General features: G+C 54.3%; 24 protein-coding genes, 1 tRNA gene and 1 pseudogene. 11 read left to right on the forward strand and 15 right to left on the reverse strand.

All coding sequences use genetic code 11. The features are described from left to right. The 11 genes and pseudogenes from IPP88_15880 to IPP88_15930 all read right to left on the reverse strand — a co-directional run bounded on the left by IPP88_15880 (window position 1) and on the right by IPP88_15930 (window position 6,870). A pseudogene (locus IPP88_15880) lies at window positions 1–879 on the reverse strand (ATP-binding cassette domain-containing protein). A gap of 151 nt (window positions 880–1,030) precedes the next feature. Next, a complete protein-coding gene (locus IPP88_15885; GenBank protein ID MBL0124132.1) occupies window positions 1,031–1,549 on the reverse strand; it encodes a hypothetical protein in 519 nt (172 codons plus the stop codon). A 250-nt stretch (window positions 1,550–1,799) separates the two neighbouring features. Then, on the reverse strand, window positions 1,800–1,964 hold the full coding sequence (locus IPP88_15890) for a hypothetical protein (GenBank protein ID MBL0124133.1): 165 nt from the start codon (window positions 1,962–1,964) through the stop codon (window positions 1,800–1,802). A gap of 174 nt (window positions 1,965–2,138) precedes the next feature. After that, window positions 2,139–2,663: an HlyD family efflux transporter periplasmic adaptor subunit gene (locus IPP88_15895; protein ID MBL0124134.1), complete on the reverse strand. Its 525-nt coding sequence runs from the start codon at window positions 2,661–2,663 to the stop codon at window positions 2,139–2,141. After that, window positions 2,623–3,390, reverse strand: a complete 768-nt coding sequence (locus tag IPP88_15900; GenBank protein MBL0124135.1) for a biotin/lipoyl-binding protein — start codon at window positions 3,388–3,390, stop codon at window positions 2,623–2,625. The genes IPP88_15895 and IPP88_15900 overlap by 41 nt, the downstream gene beginning before the upstream one ends. A gap of 241 nt (window positions 3,391–3,631) precedes the next feature. Next, window positions 3,632–4,192: a hypothetical protein gene (locus tag IPP88_15905; protein MBL0124136.1), complete on the reverse strand. Its 561-nt coding sequence runs from the start codon at window positions 4,190–4,192 to the stop codon at window positions 3,632–3,634. Beyond that, window positions 4,189–4,575 (reverse strand): transglutaminase domain-containing protein, encoded by a 387-nt coding sequence (locus IPP88_15910; GenBank protein MBL0124137.1) that lies wholly within the window; start codon window positions 4,573–4,575, stop codon window positions 4,189–4,191. The genes IPP88_15905 and IPP88_15910 overlap by 4 nt, the downstream gene beginning before the upstream one ends. 167 nt (window positions 4,576–4,742) lie before the next feature. Beyond that, complete coding sequence (locus tag IPP88_15915) at window positions 4,743–5,258, reverse strand: DUF3857 domain-containing protein (GenBank protein MBL0124138.1); 516 nt, start codon at window positions 5,256–5,258, stop codon at window positions 4,743–4,745. A gap of 610 nt (window positions 5,259–5,868) precedes the next feature. After that, window positions 5,869–6,168: a hypothetical protein gene (locus tag IPP88_15920; GenBank protein ID MBL0124139.1), complete on the reverse strand. Its 300-nt coding sequence runs from the start codon at window positions 6,166–6,168 to the stop codon at window positions 5,869–5,871. Window positions 6,169–6,220: 52 nt separating this feature from the next. After that, window positions 6,221–6,385, reverse strand: coding sequence for a hypothetical protein (locus IPP88_15925; GenBank protein ID MBL0124140.1), 165 nt, complete (start codon window positions 6,383–6,385; stop codon window positions 6,221–6,223). 110 nt (window positions 6,386–6,495) lie between these two features. After that, entirely contained in the window at window positions 6,496–6,870 is a 375-nt protein-coding gene (locus IPP88_15930; protein MBL0124141.1) for a hypothetical protein, read from the reverse strand. Between the two features lie 1,277 nt (window positions 6,871–8,147). Between IPP88_15930 and IPP88_15935 the strand changes: the two genes are divergently transcribed. Further along, a complete protein-coding gene (locus IPP88_15935; GenBank protein MBL0124142.1) occupies window positions 8,148–8,348 on the forward strand; it encodes a hypothetical protein in 201 nt (66 codons plus the stop codon). Window positions 8,349–8,365: 17 nt separating this feature from the next. Here the strand turns inward: IPP88_15935 and IPP88_15940 are convergent, their stop codons facing one another. The 4 genes from IPP88_15940 to IPP88_15955 all read right to left on the reverse strand — a co-directional run bounded on the left by IPP88_15940 (window position 8,366) and on the right by IPP88_15955 (window position 10,386). Then, complete coding sequence (locus tag IPP88_15940) at window positions 8,366–8,650, reverse strand: hypothetical protein (protein ID MBL0124143.1); 285 nt, start codon at window positions 8,648–8,650, stop codon at window positions 8,366–8,368. A 19-nt stretch (window positions 8,651–8,669) separates the two neighbouring features. Beyond that, complete coding sequence (locus IPP88_15945; protein MBL0124144.1) at window positions 8,670–9,002, reverse strand: hypothetical protein; 333 nt, start codon at window positions 9,000–9,002, stop codon at window positions 8,670–8,672. A gap of 330 nt (window positions 9,003–9,332) precedes the next feature. Further along, window positions 9,333–10,226 carry a HAMP domain-containing histidine kinase gene (locus IPP88_15950; GenBank protein ID MBL0124145.1) on the reverse strand — a complete coding sequence of 298 codons (894 nt, stop codon included), beginning with the start codon at window positions 10,224–10,226 and terminating at the stop codon, window positions 9,333–9,335. Then, a complete protein-coding gene (locus tag IPP88_15955) occupies window positions 10,219–10,386 on the reverse strand; it encodes a response regulator transcription factor (GenBank protein ID MBL0124146.1) in 168 nt (55 codons plus the stop codon). Before IPP88_15955 ends, IPP88_15950 begins: the two co-directional genes overlap by 8 nt. A 550-nt stretch (window positions 10,387–10,936) precedes the next feature. Between IPP88_15955 and IPP88_15960 the strand changes: the two genes are divergently transcribed. From IPP88_15960 to IPP88_16005, 10 genes are all read left to right on the forward strand, one after another. Next, the gene (locus IPP88_15960) at window positions 10,937–11,332 is read left to right on the forward strand and encodes an ATP-binding cassette domain-containing protein (GenBank protein MBL0124147.1); all 396 of its coding nucleotides are present in this window, start codon (window positions 10,937–10,939) and stop codon (window positions 11,330–11,332) included. 1,186 nt (window positions 11,333–12,518) lie between these two features. Beyond that, window positions 12,519–13,070, forward strand: coding sequence for a hypothetical protein (locus IPP88_15965; GenBank protein ID MBL0124148.1), 552 nt, complete (start codon window positions 12,519–12,521; stop codon window positions 13,068–13,070). Window positions 13,071–13,140: 70 nt separating this feature from the next. Further along, window positions 13,141–13,440, forward strand: a complete 300-nt coding sequence (locus IPP88_15970; protein ID MBL0124149.1) for a hypothetical protein — start codon at window positions 13,141–13,143, stop codon at window positions 13,438–13,440. Then, window positions 13,406–14,344 (forward strand): HD domain-containing protein, encoded by a 939-nt coding sequence (locus IPP88_15975; GenBank protein ID MBL0124150.1) that lies wholly within the window; start codon window positions 13,406–13,408, stop codon window positions 14,342–14,344. Before IPP88_15970 ends, IPP88_15975 begins: the two co-directional genes overlap by 35 nt. Before the next feature lie 86 nt (window positions 14,345–14,430). Next, the gene (locus IPP88_15980; GenBank protein ID MBL0124151.1) at window positions 14,431–15,180 is read left to right on the forward strand and encodes a triose-phosphate isomerase; all 750 of its coding nucleotides are present in this window, start codon (window positions 14,431–14,433) and stop codon (window positions 15,178–15,180) included. A 29-nt stretch (window positions 15,181–15,209) separates the two neighbouring features. Next, entirely contained in the window at window positions 15,210–15,611 is a 402-nt protein-coding gene (secG, locus tag IPP88_15985; protein MBL0124152.1) for a preprotein translocase subunit SecG, read from the forward strand. Between the two features lie 137 nt (window positions 15,612–15,748). After that, a tRNA-Leu gene (locus IPP88_15990) sits at window positions 15,749–15,833 on the forward strand. Between the two features lie 116 nt (window positions 15,834–15,949). Next, entirely contained in the window at window positions 15,950–16,318 is a 369-nt protein-coding gene (locus IPP88_15995) for an NADH-quinone oxidoreductase subunit A (protein MBL0124153.1), read from the forward strand. Between the two features lie 141 nt (window positions 16,319–16,459). Beyond that, window positions 16,460–16,936, forward strand: a complete 477-nt coding sequence (locus IPP88_16000; protein ID MBL0124154.1) for an NADH-quinone oxidoreductase subunit B — start codon at window positions 16,460–16,462, stop codon at window positions 16,934–16,936. A 6-nt stretch (window positions 16,937–16,942) separates the two neighbouring features. Next, a complete protein-coding gene (locus IPP88_16005; protein MBL0124155.1) occupies window positions 16,943–17,539 on the forward strand; it encodes an NADH-quinone oxidoreductase subunit C in 597 nt (198 codons plus the stop codon). Window positions 17,540–17,541: the final 2 nt, after the last annotated feature.

The following is a 17,541-nucleotide window of genomic DNA, read 5'->3' on the forward strand; positions in this document are numbered from 1 at the left end:
GCGCGTGAGGCTAAGTCCGCGCACGGCATCGTTAACCGCCTTTTCCTTTTTGATGTCAAGCGCGGACGTTGCTTCATCCAGAAACAATACCTTTGGCTCTTTGTACAGCGCCCTGGCCAACAAGATGCGCTGCCGCTGTCCGCCGGAAAGCGCTGAACCCATATCGCCAATCAGCGTGTTGTACTGCATCGGCATCGCCAGTATCTCCTCGTGAATAGCAGCGAGTTTTCCGGCATGTTCGATTTTATCGTGACTGGGCGTGGGGTCGAAGAAGCTGATGTTGTCGGCAATCGACCCGGCGGAACAACTGGTCGTCCTGCATCACGGTGCCAACGATATTGCGATATTGTCGAATACCCAGCTTGTGAATATCGACGCCGCCAAGAATGACCTTACCATCGGTGGGCTTGAGCAAGCCCAGCATGATCTTGAGCAACGTCGTTTTTCCACAGCCGGAGGCACCAACTATCGCGACCGATTCGCCTGGTTCGATTTTGATCGAGCATCCGTTCAACACAAATGGCTCGGTGTCCGAATAGCGGAAACTCAGATCGCGGATTTCAGCGATGTATCCGCCAGCGCAGGCATCGTGCTTTGCGCGGTATCTGGTTCGGACTCGGTGAGTACGATATCCGCTAGTCTCTCGCCCTGCACCGTCAGCATCTTCATTTCGATGAACTTGTCGATCAAACCGGATATGCGGGCGGCGAACTGCTCCTTGTAGGCTACGAATGCGAACAGCATTCCGACCGAGAATGCATTGTCCAACACCAAACTCGCACCCAGCCACACCACCGCAATCTTCTCGGCGCCGAAGACGAACGCATTACCTGAGCGAAAGGCAAGCCCCAGTTTTTGTGTCGACACGTCGCCGTTCATGGTGTCTACAACCAAATTGAGCCAGCGGCTCTTGCGCTCTTCCTGGCGCCCGAAGAGTTTGATCGACTGCACGCCACGAATGGTTTCCAGGAAATGACTTTGCTGCTTCGAGCTATGGATCAACTGTTCCTCGTGCGCGCGTTTGAACGGTTCATAGAACACCCAGCGCAACACGCCGTACAGCGACACGGCGACGATTGTGATCAGCGTCAACATCGGGCCAGATCAGCATCATCGCCAAGGTTGCCATTGCCATGAGGCCATCGATGATGGCCTCACAAAAGCTGGTCGTAAGCGTGCGCTGAATGGAAGAGACGGAATTGAAACGGGAGACGACATCGCCGATGTGGCGTTTCTCAAAATAGCCGATGGGTAGCTTCAACAGGTGACTGAAAACATTCGCGAGCCATTGAAGGTTGAGCGACGTACTCATGTAAAGCACCACCCACGAGCGCAACGCGGTTACCGCAGTTTGAACCGCAACCAATAACAAAAAACCTATGCCCAGTGTCGTCAGCAAATCGCGATCCGACGACACCACCGCGCCGTCCACCACCCATTGCATGTAGAACGGAGTGACCAGCGCGAACACCTGCAAGACCAACGCCAGCAGCAAAATTTGCCAGAGCGAGCGCTTTACGCCGGTCACCTTGCCCATCAATTCGCGCAACTTGACCTGCTGTTTCTCTGTTTTCCTCTCGAAGGACGCGGTTGGCGTAAGTTCAATGCGATACCGGTGAAATGCTTTGAAAGCTCGGAAAGTTCCAGTTTGCGAATGCCGTAGGCAGGATCGTGAATGAACGCGTGCTTTGTTGTAGCGTGCTTCAATACGACAAAATGATTCATGTCCCAGGAGGATGCATGGCATTTGCAGCTTGGGAAGTTCATCCAGTTCCAGCCGCAATGGACGAGCAGCCAGATTAGAGCTGACCCGCCGCCTGCATCACATATGCCAGCGTCGCCCCCTTCATCGAAATCCCAAAGCGCCGGCGTAATGTTGCGAGGTCAGTAACAAGGCCATGAAAGCTCGCAACCATGCCGAGACTGGCCAGACCGCACTCCGCGGCCTCGGTTTGCAGCAGCATCGGCAGCTTATTGGCGGCGCGGAAAAACGGGCACGTGTGCAATGTTTGTCATCTGTTTCACCAATTTCAGGTTGAGTGATCCCGTGGCGATCAAGATCGCGATCGAGGCGGGGGTGTTTATTTGTGAGGCTGCGTCGCGTGACGACTAGCGAGAATCCGGTTTCGGAGCTGACATCAGGTATGTGCCTTCTTGCTGAGGCTGAATATGGGCTCAAAAACCCATTCGATCAGTCTCCTGCGGTCTAGCAATATATCTGCTTCAACCTGCATGCCGGCCACCAGGTTTTGCGGTTTGCCATAGGCGTCCACGCTCTGGGAGTCAAGCGCGACGACAATTCGATACATGGGTTCTCGCACAAATTCGGTTGAACCGGGCGGAATCTCTCCAGGTGACAGGGCCGTTTTGGACACGGAAACCACCTTTCCCGAATATTGGCCAAATTTTTGGTATGGAAAGGCCTGGTATCGCAGCAGCACTTCACGGCCCGGGTCGACAAAACCAATCGCACGTGAGGGTGCGTACAGCGTCGCATGCAAATTGCTGCCGGCGGGCACCAGCGAGGCAAGCGCTGCATTGCCCGCTACGGTGTGGCCGACATCGGCTTGAATGGCGGTAATGGTGCCATCTTCCGGTGCTCGTACGATGTACCGCGGCGCATCATCGATCGCCGGACTCCTGCCGCAGACTGGCGAGCGCACGATCCAGTCCGGCGCGATCACGCATCGCTCTTACCGGCAACTCGCGCGCTTCCTGTGCTAACGCCGCCAGCTCGCGTTGCGCGGCGAACTGGCTACGGGCGATCGCTTGGGTGCGAGCCACTTCATTTAGCCAGTCAGCCTGCTTTTGTTCCAACTGCGTGGGGGATACAAAACCTTTGTCCGACAATTCCTGCACGCGCTTGTTGGCAAGTTCGGCCAGGTGGACGCGTTCAGCCTGCGTGCGGGATTCCACTTCAAGCTGCGCGAGTTGATGCCGGCTTTCCGCAGCCCGGCGCGTGACAGCCTGGAGCTGTTCGCGTAGAAGGCGATCCTGCGCAGCCAATTCGCTCGTCAACGCCGCACGGCGCGAAACAAGCTCGGTCGAGGCGATCGCGTTCGCATCACTGCCGGATGCCGCGATACGCTCTGGTGCCAGCGCGAACAGAATGTCGCCCGACTTTACTTGCTGCCCCTCCTTGATTCGCATATCACGTACCAACGCACTTTCCCTTGCATACAGCTTCACCACGCCCGTTTCAGGGGTCAATTGCCCGGTTACCCTTGCCTTCTTGGTGTACTCACCCCATCCAAAAAAAACAACGACTGCGATTGCAACCATCAAGGCGAGAAGCGACAGCGCCGCGAACGAGATGGGGCGAATGAGAACGATGGTTCCCAGCCAGGTGGTTTGCTTGTGGGCGAGGGCTTCGGGGCGGAAGAGGGACATTTGTGTCAGCCTTATTGGATAAGTATTTGGGCTTTGCTGTCGCGAATGATCGCTGTACGTAGAAGCTCAACCTCTGTCCAGTCCTCCTTGGCACACATGGCAGCCGGCCTCTCCCGCTTGAGCACGCGCCTTACGACAACGCTATTGCCTTTCTGTTCGTATGAAGAAGAAAAACGCTGCGTCTTGCTCTGAAAATTCGCGCCCTTAGGCAAGGCCAATATCTTGAATTCGCCGGGGACGACTATTTCGTAGTTCTCTTCATAGGCGTCGCTTGCGCATCGAAAATCGGTCTGCCGATTGGCGACTCGCGCCCCTGCGCAACCCCACTAATTGCAAAAGGGTTGAATCCAAGCGGGACTGTAATCGCACCAGGACTTTGAAAGTACACTGCGTCTTCCAGCTCGTAGGCTGCCTGAATCTCAAATGCCTTCGACAGGTCTGCGGGGCTCGTGAATGAAAGGCTACCGGCACCGCGTTGCTGGGACTGTGACAAGGTCTCGGCTACCACTCGCGGCAAGATGTTTGGCGCCATGTTAGAAAATTGCGAGCGGAGCACGTTGTCGAACTTCCCGTTTGTGACAATTTTGGTGGTGGCCTTGGACATCCCGTCGCTCTTGAGGTCGAACTTCGTGACCACGAAGATATTGTCGTGAGTGGCCGACGGCGCGGGAAGCTTCAGCAGCGCACCCGACTTGGTGGAAAGCGCCTGCTTTCCTTGCAAGATGCTCGGTATCGCGCCAAATCGCGCGTAGCTGGACGTACCGTCGAGGAACAGTTCGTATTTCGGTACGTGAAGGATCACGTGGTCAAACGCGCCAAGCGCGGCCACTCCCGGCGGTTTGAAAGTCGCGTGGGTAAGATTGACAAGCAGAGGACTGGAATCAACGCCTCTGGCTGCAAGCAGGCCTGCATCAGGGTCGTGTAATCTTTGCAATCGCCGTATTTTGTATCGATGATTGTTTCTGCCGCGCGCGGCACCAGCGGGCCGGTGCCAAGATGCAACGCGACGTAGCGCACGTTGCGAATGGCCCATTCGTAGATCTTGCGTACTTCGTCCCTTTGGTCGGTCGCACCCTTGGTCAATTCCTCAGCCAACTTGCGAATTGACGGTGTCGCCGTCGCCTTGGCGGCGGCACGACTTTCGTAGGCACTACCCAATGCCCCCCAGTTGGCAAAGGTACTCACGGCGAGGCTAGGCGCGTTGTCCCTATCCGCCACCTCAAGTGCTTCGACAGTGCGGGGTGCGAGATTCCGGTGAACCCACGTCAGCGTGCGTTTTCCGTCGGTATGACTATCAGTGGCGGGGCCTAGTCCCTGTTGCCAGGTACGTAGCGGAAGGTCAACCGGCGTAATTACCGTAACCTTGGCATCGTCGATCTTGTCGGTCGTGGAGAAAGGCTGATAGAGACTGAAATTATCGGGGAAATGCGCTCAAGCCGCGTCAGCCGATACTTGAACGTGACAGCCGTGTTCACCGCCACATCGGGAAACACCACAAAACGCAATTTTTGGCTGTTGAACATCGGCGCATTCGACGCGACCGGCGAGGCTTGCGTGAAGATGGCGTCATTCTTGACATCGACTCGTTCGCCGTTTGCCTTGACGGTAAATGCCTCCAGAATCTCGAGCGTTTCCTGTCCCTCGTTCACCGGAATCGGAATCTGCGCGTTTTGTCGCGCAGCTTGCTCGGTGTTAAAACGGATCGTACGCTCCGCCGTGTGGACATAGCTGCCGTCTCTGTTCACCTCAAAGGTATCGTACTGGCGCTCGTAAGTGTAGGCGGTTTTCCCAGGTTGAGCAGGTTGCGCGTTCGCGGAAAAATGCGTTAGACAACAGACGAGCGATAGCAGTAGTGAAGTCGATTTCATGATGGTTCGGAGTTCCTGTATTTCGTATTGTGGTCAAACCAATGTTCTGCGGTTGTGAGTAGTTGGTCGTTTTCAAAAATGCGGCGTCGAGAACTTACTGCCACTTTTGCTCCTTCTTTGAGTTCTTGAGAGTTCGATTAGCCGCTCATCATATCTATCGTCGTGACACAATATGCCGACTAACAGAGCTCCAATACCAGCAGCCATTCCGCTGGCGAGGATAGTGCCATTCAAAAACAATGCCAACACTAGCGAAACTGCGCCGATGCACCAACATTTTTTCCTTCATTGGGCCCCATTTTTCCTTTCCAGTAAATTTTCTCGGGCTATGCGCCGTCGCGAAAATGCTTTCGCGGCGGCGCAGTTCAACATAGCTAGCCTACGCCATTACAATCACCATGACCCGCCTTGCAAGAGGTTGTTGCGTTTGCGGCGCACTGATCCGCAATGGATTGCCCCAAGTAGCGCCGCGTTTACGGAAACCACCAGCCATCGCACCGGCCGGACCCCCAACCACAAAGCCCACAACCGCCGGCCAATCCACCGATTCGACTGCCCAATACTTCGCAACCGCCTCCCCCTGAGATAGTTTCCACTTCGCTAGATGCAATCAACCTTCGTCGCTGCTTTCTCTTTTGTCATGATATTTCCTTTTCAATTGTTTGTGCTGCGGATTTTGTAGAGCGAATTGCGGGCGAAAAGCTAGATGCGCCCCGCTTGCCGCCGTTGCAAATACTGTTCTCGCCGAACTAGCAAGGTAGTCCTCGTATGGCGCAGGCGGAAGCGGATCCGGAAATGGGAACGGATTCAGATACGGCCAACCCGGCTGTGGAATGCAGCCGCCCTCCGGCGTGGGCATAACGCCGCCTGAAATTTCGTTTACTTGATTGTTGTCGAGTTGCTTTGGCATGGTGATCTCCTGTGTTGGAAAAGATACGTGGTATGTGGTGTGCGCTGCAGTGTCAGACTGGAAAGAGCGGGCCATCCGGATTTGGGCCGTCCGGGTTGTATGGTGGGGTGCCGCCGGGATTGCCGGGCCAGAGGCCGTTTTCGAAGATTTCGCCGAGTGTCCCCGGAAGCGCGCCGCCGGAAATTTCATTTACCTGCTCAACTTTTACATCTTTCATCGCTGTAACTCCTTCAGGGTGGGTGTTTGCATCGGTTGCTTCATTACCGCCGGGTCGATGCATGCCTGGCGGGTTGTCCAAAAAACGGGTTGGCGGATTCTTGGAGCGTTTCAGTGGAACATGGGATTCGGCCAGTCCCATACAGGCAAGTTTGTCGGCTCGGGTGCAGGCGCCGCTGGTGGCGAATCCCACCAATCGCCTTCAAACCAATTTGGCTCCCGTTGCGGAATGGGACCTGGTATGCGACTCGTAGTGGGAAAATCGAGATAGGAACTCATGGCTGTCTTCATGTGTATTTGATCCGCCGGGAACCGCGCTACCAGGCGAGGCTCGCTGCGGATACTGCGCGATAGTTGCAGCATCTCCGCCAAATAGCCTTGCTCCTGTTCCGCTTGGCTGATATCTGCAAGCATGACGTCGTAGTCGAGAATCTCTGGGCGACCGCCGGAAATGTTGAGTACGTCGCGTTGATCAAGCTCTCTCATGTTCGTCTCCATTCGGTGGAAGATGCGGTTCGTCGATGGAGTGCATCGTAGGGCCGAGCGAATCGCGCGGCCAGTGAGAATCGGATAAACAAAAGTCCAATTTTCCTGTTGAAACGGTATATGAAAGTCGGATAAATTTGAGGGTTTGCTCGTGACTCCGTGTCGGCGACGCGCGAATGAGCATTGCCGGGATAGAGTGGTCGATGCGGTGCCTGGCTACTCGCGGGAGCGGCGTGATTGCAGTGTGCTGATCCGCACTGACGAGGGGGTGATTGGCCTCACGCGGCGGCGATTCACCGGCAAGTCCCAAATTTCGTTATGCGCGCGTGCCGGCGGAGATCCGAATCAATGTGACTTTGCGACGCAGATCAGAACTTCGATTCCTGCCGCGACCAGCGGAAGTCGCATGGGATGCGCGAGCGGCAGTAACCGTGATTCGATAAAACGCTAGCATCGGCGCGGCTCGCGGGCCAAAAATGACTGGAAAAGCGCGCCAGTGCTAGTTTCTACAGGTTATGAAGGCCGGCAAATTGTCAAGGCGACAATTGGACCTTTCTTGCTCCCGATTTTGACGATGGGTGCAAGAGTTCAAAAGTTATGATGCCGCCATTGTCAATTTGAAGGATGAGTGATTGCAGAACTTACTACCGTGTTCGACCGAGTTGCCTCCATCTATCGATCGACGCATTCAATTCCGCCTCCTTGGGCTGGGACTAAGCCGTTGGGCGATTCCAATCCAGGATTGGCAGCAGCGCTTTCGCGGCTTGGAAAAATGGCTTACCTTGGGCCACAGGTCGCCGATGTTGACGATTCTCGGCCTGCTCGGTCGCTATCAACGAGCGAGGGTGTGCCCCCGTGACGAGTTAGTCGCGACCGATCTTGCGCATCTGGATTTCAATTATTGGCATGCTCGTTGGCCACGTTGGGTGACACTGGGGCAGCCGATGCGCTGGCAGCCACTGGAATCCACGTTTTCCGACTTTGAACGGCGATTTTCAGGCGGAAGCGTGCCGCAGGTTTGGGCTTCAGATTCGCCAGTTGTCGACCCGTCTCAAGCTTCATTGCACATGCTCGGGTTGTTACCAAGTGCTGGGTCCGATGAAATCGAAAACCCTGGCTCGCGCAATACGTAAGTTGCTAGACTATGCGCAGTGAATCAATTCTAACTTTGGATTACCTTGCGATGAGTACACCCTCGATTGCGTACGTTTACGTTGGTACGGACGGAAAGGTTGCCGCCCATGCGGTCGACGTTCGCAGTTTTTGTGAATCGGTACTTGGGCAAGCACAAAAGTTTCGCACTGGCTTGGGCGCAGTTCGACAAGCGCTGCCTGTTCGCGCGCTATGCGACTTCGCCGCATGAGCTTTTGGAGGTTGTTATCCAGCAGACTAGCCAAATTCCGGATCTCTACCGCGACGCAGTGAGGCGAGAGGCCCAACGAATCGCAGACTGGGGTGAATTTGATGCGCGCCGCTAAATTCGCGGGTGGGAAAACTAAGTGGGCAATAGCAGAATTCGATCGACCTCGGAAGTAAAGGCGCTGAACCAGGTTTCTGGCGTTTCCAGTCCCACGGACACTCGATCTCTATAGTCGCAGAGCCGTGCAAGTGACGTGTATCCGGCGAGGTAAGCAGAAGACTTCAAGTTGTGCGTAAGTGCAATGACGCCACTTTCATCAGACGCATTCATCCGCTCATAGATCGCCAGAACGTCATTTGGCAAATGGATCAGGATCGCCGCCTGAATATCTTTTACGACGTCTCCAAGACCTTGGGGCATGTCCATGTCGCCGAAGCGCTCAGCGATTGGTGTGGCTCCCGCCGGGGCCTGGCTTTGCAAGAAAGAAGTGAATAGAACTCCTTCGCCTGCAGTGGTTTTGAAGCAATCCTCCGACTTTGTCTTCAACACCCGCGATCATCGCCGGTGTAATGGTGTCCGCTGACATGAGTATCACCCACGGTGGATCAAAGGCAGAGTCCAAGAATTCCGTTTCGAGTGCGGTGAGAATTTCGGCTGCAGTGCGGTTTGGCAGGTAGTAGTCAAGCAAGACGGTATCGAAATTGCTGTCCGGAGATTTCAACAGCATTAGCGCGTGGTCGCCATCAGACGAGTACGCAATCAGCACCCGCATTGGTCGCCAATAGTTCGCATAGCCGTAGGTGTTCGCGATTGTCGTCCACGATTAGGACACGTTTGCCCCTTAGCACGTCCGTGCGCCGCGCCTCGAGGTCCGGCATTCGGCGCGAATCGTTGGCGAAAAGAACTTGTTGGGCAAGAACAAACGGTAGTTGTTCTTCTAGCCGTTGTATCGATAGCGTACCGTTGAAACCCTTCCTCGCCCAGTCCTCAGCAGCATTGGCTTGCGGATTCCGCAGAAGTGCGAGACAAATGGCTTGGCGCCCATCTGGTGCGCCTAATACGCCGCCTGCCACCAGCGCCTTTCCGCAGTCTGAGTCGACGTCTACCAGCAGCACTCTTGGACAATCCGATCCGAATGCTGCCAAGAAATATTCGTCGACCGACCGGGAAGCAACCCGCTGTTCGCGACCGCAATATGTGCCACTCTTGAACAACGCCTTGAGGAATCACCAAGATGTTCGTCGTTCGATACCAGCACGATACTCATTTCTTCTGCGAAGGCAGGCGGAAATGCCTGCGCCATTTCGGCTGGAATGGTGATCCCGAAATAGGCTCCCGCTGCATCGGCACGGTTATGTGCGATCAACGTACCGCCGACACTGCTCAGCCATTGAGCCAAGCTGGCGAGCCCAATCCGCTCGCCGGTGGCTGCGGTAATACTATCGCCCGGAATGACTCCACGCGCGATCGAGTTTTGCTCCTCTCGCGTCAGCCCGAATCCATTGTCCATTACCCCAAATGAAACGAGACATTTGTCACCGTCATTACAAACAGGCTTATTCACGCTTGCGGTGATCAATATGGTGCCGGCAGGCGAGTATTTGATGGCGTTGTCAATCAAGTTGAGAAGTGCCCGCACTACTCTATTTCTGTCCAACAAAACGCGCCCGTCGAAGCCGTCTATGAATATATGGGTACGAAGGCCTTTGCTTCGCGTTGCGGCGCTCAAACTGGTGGCGGCAGAATGAAGGATTGTTCCAAGATCGCACGCCGTGCGCGGGTTTGAGTGGGGATCCTCGATTAGCGCCGAGCTGAGAATATGCTGTAGCTCAATGGAGGAGCAGGACAGGGAATTCACCCATTCCAGCGCGTGCAGCGGTAGGCTTTCGCGTTTGAGCTGATCCACCGCAATTCGGATGGCGGCAACCAAGTTCTTGGCATCGTGAACGGCGGCTCTGGAAAAACCGAATTCGCCGTTGTTTCTCGCTTCAGTCATATTTGGAGAGGCGCTTGAATTCCAGAACCGCCTCGGTTCGATTGGTGACGCGAAGGGCCTTGAACAATCGCTGCGTGTAGACCTTTACTGTATTCGGCGAAAGGCCCATGTCCTTTGCGATGGTTTTGTTCGCCTTCCCTTTCGCAAGCAGTTCCAACACAGTTCGTTTCCTGGCCGGAGATCGATGCAATCGATTCATTTGCAGCCTTCTTTGTTGCGACGAGGGGCGCATGACTGACGCCGTGTTTCACGACCAATGTCAGGAGTGTCGCGAGCGCCTCGGCAGAAACGGTCTTAGTCAGGTAGGCGCACGCACCATGTCGCGCCGCGGATTCAATCAGGTCTGCATCGGTTGAACCGGATAGCACCGCACAGCGTACGCCTAGTCGGCTGCAGGAAGACAAAATCTCGAAGTCTGGTTCATTGCCACCAAGATGGAGGTCCGACAAGACAAAATCGAAGGGGTTCTGTTTGAGTAGTTGTAATCCTTCCGCGCAGGACTTCGCGGTAAATACTTCACACATTTCGAATCGACGATCTGTAACACCTTCTTGATGGAAAGGAGGATCAGCTCGTGATCATCAACAATCAGTACGCGCATTGCGGTTAGGCTCAGAACATGGCTAGGAAAAGCAAATGATATGACATTACCGACGCGTCAGCCTGAATGACGATGGTGCATAGAATATCGTGCACGGGTGGGCGCGGTAATGCAGGACGATCAGCTTTTTGTCGGAACCATCGAGGACAATATCAGTTTCTTTGACGCCGACCACGATCCCGAGAGGGTCCGTGCATGTGCGCGTCTTGCGCAAATTGATACTGAAGTTTCGGCAACTCCGATGGGCTACAACACCATCGTGGGATCTTTGGGGATGAGTCTGTCGGGCGGTCAAAAGCAGCGCGTCATGTTAGCCCGCGCGTTATACCGGCGTCCGTTAATACTATTTCTGGATGAAACCCTGGACCAGGTCGATGCGTCGCAAGAGACGGCAATCAACCAACAAATATCCAGCAGGATCCTGAGTACTGTGTTCGTCAGTCATCGGGCTGAATCGGTTAGTGGGGCGAGGGTGATTAATCTTGTGGTGACTTCGGCGACTTAGAACAAGACACCGGCTTGGCCGCCACCGACAAGTGCCAGAGACAGATCGTCGAGTTTGATCATTTCAGGCTGGATCGCGATTTCCGAGTTTTCGGTAACGAGGGTGTCAACAACATTCAGTTCTTTGCTCATGATGTGCTCCAATAGGTAAAGGATTGTGCGGAGAAAGGGTTGGTATCTGTTAGAACAAGACACCGCCTGGGCCGCCACCGACAAGTGCCAGAGACAGATCGTCGAGCTTGATCATTTCAGGCTGGATCGCGATTTCGAGTTTTCGGTAACGAGGGTGTCAACAACATTCAGTTCTTTGCTCATGATGTGCTCCAATAGGTAAAGGATTGTGCGGAGAAAAGGGTTGGTATGCTGTTAGAACAAGACACCGGCTTGGCCACCACCGACAAGACACAGGGCCAGATCGTCAAGCTTGATCATTTCAGGCTGGATTGCGACTTCGGGGGTTTCGGTAACGAAGGTGTCGACAACATTCAGTTCTTTGCTCATGATGTGCTCCAATAGGTAAAGGATTGTGCGGAGAAAGGGTTGGTATGCTGTTAGAACAAGACACCGGCTTGGCCACCACCGACAAGTGCCAGAGACAGATCGTCGAGTTTGATCATTTCAGGCTGGATCGCGATTTCCGAGTTTTCGGTAACGACGGTGTCAACAACATTCAGTTCTTTGCTCATGATGTGCTCCAATAGGTAAAGGATTGTGCGGAGAAAGGGTTGGTATGCTGTTAGAACAAGACACCGGCTTGGCCACCACCGACAAGTGCCAGAGACAGATCGTCGAGTTTGATCATTTCAGGCTGGATCGCGATTTCCGAGTTTTCGGTAACGAGGGTGTCAACAACATTCAGTTCTTTGCTCATGATGTGCTCCAATAGGTAAAGGATTGTGCGGAGAAAGGGTTGGTATGCTGTTAGAACAAGACACCGGCTTGGCCGCCACCGACAAGTGCCAGAGACAGATCGTCGAGTTTGATCATTTCAGGCTGGATCGCGATTTCCGAGTTTTCGGTAACGAGGGTATCGACAATGTTCAGTTCTTTGCTCATGATGTACTCCTTCAGGTTTAGTTGCATAGAATGGATCGAATTGTGAACTAGTTCACAGTTTTGTCGAGCATACTGTGGCTGTATTATGCTTTGCAAGGGGTTTTTTGCTAATGGATTCGGCGAATTCAATCTTGGAATCGGAAGACAAAGCGCTTTTTAATCAAGCAAATAGCGTCATCACGCTCGCTCTTCGTGAGGGGGTTTGTCCTGATCTGCGGCTGATGGAAGCGCTTGCCCTTCAACTCGCGAACATCCGGATAGATGTACCCGCGCAGTTGAAGCTCATGCTTGACGCTGTGAGGTTCCTTTATGTATCGGGACAAGCATTTCGTGCGATTCCGATTGCCCAAAAAGCACGAGCGCTTGGCTTGGAAACTTCGCAGCCCAAAGCAACGCTCGATGCCCTCATTGCATTGGGAATTTGTTCTGCCGACTCTGGGGGGCTACCAGATGCTATGGAAGCGTATGCGGACGCATTATCCTTGGCGCAGGGGCTTTCAGATACGATTGGCCAGGGTAAGGTATGGCTCAATTTGGGGGCTGCTTTAATTTATAGTGGACTGTATCGCGAGGCATTAGCCTGTTTCGAAAAGGCTGATGCGTTCGCTTCTGTTGAGGGCGGTTTGGCCGCCTCGCCCGATAATCTTCGCCAACATTGCACTTTGCCATTTGAATCTCGATGAAATTCGCCACGGCCTTACTGCAATTGAGAGGGCCGTCGAGTTGTCACGGGAACCAAAGGACGCGCCCGCCATGCTCAATCGCGCACTTGCGGAAAACCACTACACCCGCCTTTTGTTGGAGGTGAACAACTACGAGGGAGCGAAGGAGCATGCCAAACTCGCCCGGCAGTTTGCGGCTGAATCCAAATCGCCACGCGCGGATATTTCCGCAGCGATTGCAGAAGGCCTTACTGAGGTGTTTGCCGGCCAAACGGATGTTGGCATTACGCGGCTGACAAATACCCTCGACCGTGCAAGAACGCTGAAAAATCACCACACGGGAAGTTTTGGTTGCATTGGTCAAGGCATTCGAGTTTGTCGGCAAACCTGATCAGGCTTTGTTTTACCTGCGACAGCTACTGGAGTTTCAAAGCGCCACGCAGAAACAAAACGTACTTCAGCACGTAAAGCTCCATCTTGAACAGCTTCATCCCGCACTTGAAGATGAAGCAAATGCAATCCGCCGTCTGACCACGCGCGAGGAAGTTCTCGAAGGCAGAATCGCCAAGCAGGCGCTGTTCAAGGCGCAGGTCGAATCGATGGAGCGCATGGCCGTGGTCGCGGAATTGCGCGACGACTCCACCGGCGCGCATTCATATCGCGTGGGCAGGCTTGCTTCCCTGCTTGCGAAAGAGTCGGGCTGCGATGAAGAAACCATTTTCATGATCGATATCGCGGCACGCCTTCATGACATCGGCAAGGTTGGCATTCCGGATGGCATCCTGCTGAAACCGGCAAAGCTCAACGCCGCCGAGCGTGAAGTGATGAAGACTCACACCACGATCGGGGCGGAAGTGCTTGCCAACAGCAATATCGCGCATATGCAAACCGCCGAGGAAATTGCCCGGCATCATCACGAATGGTGGGACGGAACCGGATATCCACATGGCTTGTCCGGGACAAACATACCACTGGCAGCACGCATTACAGCGCTGGCTGATGTATTTGATGCGCTTGCACATAAGCGACCGTACAAGGAAGCCTGGACGCTGGATAGTACACTGACTGAAATTCTGGCACTACGTGGGCGCCAGTTTGATCCGACATTGACAGACATATTTCTTGGTCTGGTCGCGAATCTTCGCCGCGAGCATCTTGATCTTGACGCGTTTCTCGGTGAAGCGGCGCTCGCGTCCCCATTTCTTCAGGCGCGCGACAAGATTAAGAAAACCCTGCAGCACATTGACAACCCTTTCGAAGAAGGGGCTGAAAGCCGCCTCGACCTGCAACGCTAGGTTCAGGTCGCGCACGCTTTCATTGTTTACCCGGTGCGCCGATACGGTCTATAATTGCAGACTTTGTCAGCCTCATGGATATCCACGTGCGCAACCGCTTTGTCATCGGCAACTGGAAACTCAACGGTAGCCTCACGTTCAACGTCGGCTTGTTGAATTCCCTTGCTGCCGCCGTCAAACCAACTGCGGGAAAATTCTGTGGTGTATGCGTGCCGACGCCTTATCTGGCTCAGGTTGAAGTGCTGTTGGGCGGTTCAGCGGTGGGGTGGGGATCACAGGATGTCAGCCGGTTTGACGCGGGGGCATACACTGGGGATGTTTCCGCAAGCATGGTGGCGGAATTTGGGAGCCGCTACGCGATTGTCGGACATTCGGAGCGGCGTGCAATTTTTGGCGATACGGACGCCATGGTGGCCGAGAAATTTGGCCGGGCCAAAAAAGCCGGACTGACGCCCATTTTGTGTGTGGGGGAGAGTTTGGCAGAGCGTGAGGCCAATCAGACTGACCGCGTGGTGTCGCAGCAGTTGAAGAGTGTCGTTGACGTACACGGGATTGAGTCCCTCAACGGGGCAATTCTTGCCTACGAACCGGTGTGGGCAATAGGTACGGGCAAGACCGCGTCGCCGGCGCAAGCGGAAGAGGTGCATGCATTTCTTCGTAGTTTGGTGAAGGGATGGGATGCAGGCGTTGCGGATGCGTTGCCTATTCTGTATGGCGGTAGTGTCAAGAAGTCCAACGCGGCTGAGCTTTTTGCAATGCCGGATGTTGATGGTGGACTTATTGGCGGTGCGGCGTTGATCGCCGATGATTTTTTGGGCATTTGGAATGCGCTGTAGGGCATTCAATATAGGTTAAGGAAGCGTTCATGTTGGCAAATATTGTTTTAATTGTGCATGTAATTGTCGCGGTGACCATCATCGTGCTGGTATTGCTGCAGCATGGCAAAGGCGCCGATATGGGGGCGGCCTTTGGCAGCGGCTCGGCGGGAAGTCTTTTCGGCGCATCCGGGGCGGCAAATTTTCTTTCGCGTTCAACAGGTGTTTGCGCCGCGGTGTTTTTCGCAACCTGCCTGACGCTGACGTATTTTCATGCACCCAAGTCAGCAACCGGCGTGATGAGCGGTGGTGTGATGCAGGATGCGCCAGTGAGCACGGATGGTGGCGCCAGCAGCATCCCGGCCCCATCGACCGCGCCGGCGCCAGCAGTTCCCGTTCCGGCAAACGCGCCTGTTTCGGGCGATTCTAAGTCTCAGCAGATCCCGAAGTAAATCCGCAGTAAAATTCGTTGTTTGTTTCGTAGGCCCGAGGTCGTTTTGTTTTCGGGCCCTCCCTTACTTGGTCACTCTCACCAAGTCATAGGGGGAGGAAAGTGCAATATCGCATCATTGGTGCGGAAATTCGCAAAGCCGTCGTGGTGGAATTGGTAGACACGCTGTCTTGAGGGGGCAGTGCGGAAACGCGTAAGAGTTCGAGTCTCTTCGACGGCACCAGTTGTGTGAAAAAAGCAAGATTCAGTATTCTTGGTTTGTTCTAGATCAAGACAGTGCAGACAAATACGGGATGAAATGTGGCTATTCGTGTTGTTCTCAACACGGCACTCTAAAATATGCTCGAAAACTACTTTCCTATTCTCATATTCATCGCCGTAGGCATTTCGGTCGGCGTGGGGCCGTTGGTCATGAGCAAGGTTCTGACGATCCTGCTCGGCGACGATAACCCTGACCCTCAAAAACTGTCCCCTTACGAGTGCGGATTTGAAGCATTCGAAGATGCGCGCATGAAATTTGATGTCCGCTATTACCTCGTTGCCATATTGTTCATATTGTTTGATCTGGAAATCGCGTTTTTTTTCCCGTGGGCAATCGTCTTGCAGGAAATCGGCTGGTTTGGTTTCTTGGCAATGATGGTGTTTCTGGGGATTCTCGTTGCCGGATTCATCTACGAGTGGAAAAAAGGAGCGCTGGATTGGGAATAAGCAGCCTGATGTCGGCTGGCGCGATTTTGTGTCGGGTGCCGTGTAGCGATCCGGACCAGATTGATATCGAAGCTGCTTTGGCTACGCCGGCAGTCGACGTCATTGTTTCCGGTGGATTGAGTGGTATCAATGGAGTCACCTATGCCTGAAGGCGGAATTTCCAATCAAGGGTTTGTGACGACGCAGGTCGATAGCCTGCTTAACTGGGCACGTACGGGATCGATGTGGCCGATGACATTCGGTCTCGCCTGCTGTGCCGTCGAAATGATGCAGGCGGGTGCCTCGCGTTACGACCTCGACCGCTTCGGCGTGGTGTTTCGCCCGAGCCCTCGACAATCCGACGTGATGGTTGTCGCGGGTACGCTATGCAACAAAATGGCGCCAGCGATGCGAAAAGTTTATGACCAGATGGCGGAGCCGCGCTGGGTAATCTCGATGGGTTCCTGCGCCAATGGTGGCGGGTACTATCACTACTCTTATTCGGTGGTGCGTGGTTGCGATCGCATCGTTCCGGTGGATATATACGTTCCTGGTTGTCCGCCGACGGCTGAGGCTTTGCTCTACGGCATCATCCAGCTGCAAAACAAGATCAAACGCACCAACACCATCGCGCGCTGAATCGACATGTCCGCAAAACTCGAAAAGTTGAAATCCAGTCTGAGTGCGATCCTCGCCGACAGGATGGTTAGCCTGAAGGAAGAAAAGGGCCAGCTTGTTATTGAGGTCAAGGCTTCGGAGTTGACCTCGGTGATGACAACCCTACGTGATGACCCTGCGCTGGCCTTCAATCAGTTGATGGATGTCTGTGGCGTGGATTATGTCGAGTATGGCGGCAACTGGAACGGCGCGCGATATGCCGTCGTTTATCCGTTGCTCTCGCTTCAGTACAACTGGCGCGTGCGGGTACGGACATTCTGTGCTGACGATGCATTCCCAATGGTCGATTCGATGATTGGTCTCTGGTCATCGGCCAATTGGCACGAGCGTGAAACGTTTGATCTTTTCGGTATCGTGTTCAATGGACACCCGGATTTGCGGCGCATCCTGACCGACTATGGATTTGTCGGCCATCCTTTCCGCAAGGATTTCCCGATGGTCGGTACGGTCGAAATGCGCTACGACCCGGAGCAGAAGCGGGTGGTTTATCAGCCAGTGACGATTGAGCCGCGCGAAATCGTGCCGCGGGTCATTCGCGAAGAAAACTATGCAGGGCGCAAGTAGGC

It is taken from the genome of Betaproteobacteria bacterium (genome assembly GCA_016720925.1).
Classification (GTDB): Bacteria; Pseudomonadota; Gammaproteobacteria; order Burkholderiales; family Usitatibacteraceae; genus UKL13-2.

Bases quoted from the DNA above. Each gene is read 5' to 3' on its own strand.
- IPP88_15960 (MBL0124147.1), top strand. From the start codon at position 10,937: ATGCAGGACGATCAGCTTTTTGTCGGAACCATCGAGGACAATATCAGT.
- IPP88_15925 (MBL0124140.1), bottom strand. From the start codon at position 6,385: ATGAAAGATGTAAAAGTTGAGCAGGTAAATGAAATTTCCGGCGGCGCG.
- IPP88_16000 (MBL0124154.1), top strand. From the start codon at position 16,460: ATGCCTGAAGGCGGAATTTCCAATCAAGGGTTTGTGACGACGCAGGTC.
- IPP88_15890 (MBL0124133.1), bottom strand. From the start codon at position 1,964: ATGCTGCTGCAAACCGAGGCCGCGGAGTGCGGTCTGGCCAGTCTCGGC.
- IPP88_15915 (MBL0124138.1), bottom strand. From the start codon at position 5,258: ATGAAATCGACTTCACTACTGCTATCGCTCGTCTGTTGTCTAACGCAT.
- IPP88_15970 (MBL0124149.1), top strand. From the start codon at position 13,141: ATGCTCAATCGCGCACTTGCGGAAAACCACTACACCCGCCTTTTGTTG.
- IPP88_15940 (MBL0124143.1), bottom strand. From the start codon at position 8,650: ATGCCCCAAGGTCTTGGAGACGTCGTAAAAGATATTCAGGCGGCGATC.
- IPP88_15920 (MBL0124139.1), bottom strand. From the start codon at position 6,168: ATGCCAAAGCAACTCGACAACAATCAAGTAAACGAAATTTCAGGCGGC.
- IPP88_16005 (MBL0124155.1), top strand. From the start codon at position 16,943: ATGTCCGCAAAACTCGAAAAGTTGAAATCCAGTCTGAGTGCGATCCTC.
- IPP88_15900 (MBL0124135.1), bottom strand. From the start codon at position 3,390: ATGTCCCTCTTCCGCCCCGAAGCCCTCGCCCACAAGCAAACCACCTGG.
- IPP88_15950 (MBL0124145.1), bottom strand. From the start codon at position 10,226: ATGACTGAAGCGAGAAACAACGGCGAATTCGGTTTTTCCAGAGCCGCC.
- IPP88_15995 (MBL0124153.1), top strand. From the start codon at position 15,950: ATGCTCGAAAACTACTTTCCTATTCTCATATTCATCGCCGTAGGCATT.
- IPP88_15930 (MBL0124141.1), bottom strand. From the start codon at position 6,870: ATGAGAGAGCTTGATCAACGCGACGTACTCAACATTTCCGGCGGTCGC.
- secG (MBL0124152.1), top strand. From the start codon at position 15,210: ATGTTGGCAAATATTGTTTTAATTGTGCATGTAATTGTCGCGGTGACC.
- IPP88_15945 (MBL0124144.1), bottom strand. From the start codon at position 9,002: ATGCGGGTGCTGATTGCGTACTCGTCTGATGGCGACCACGCGCTAATG.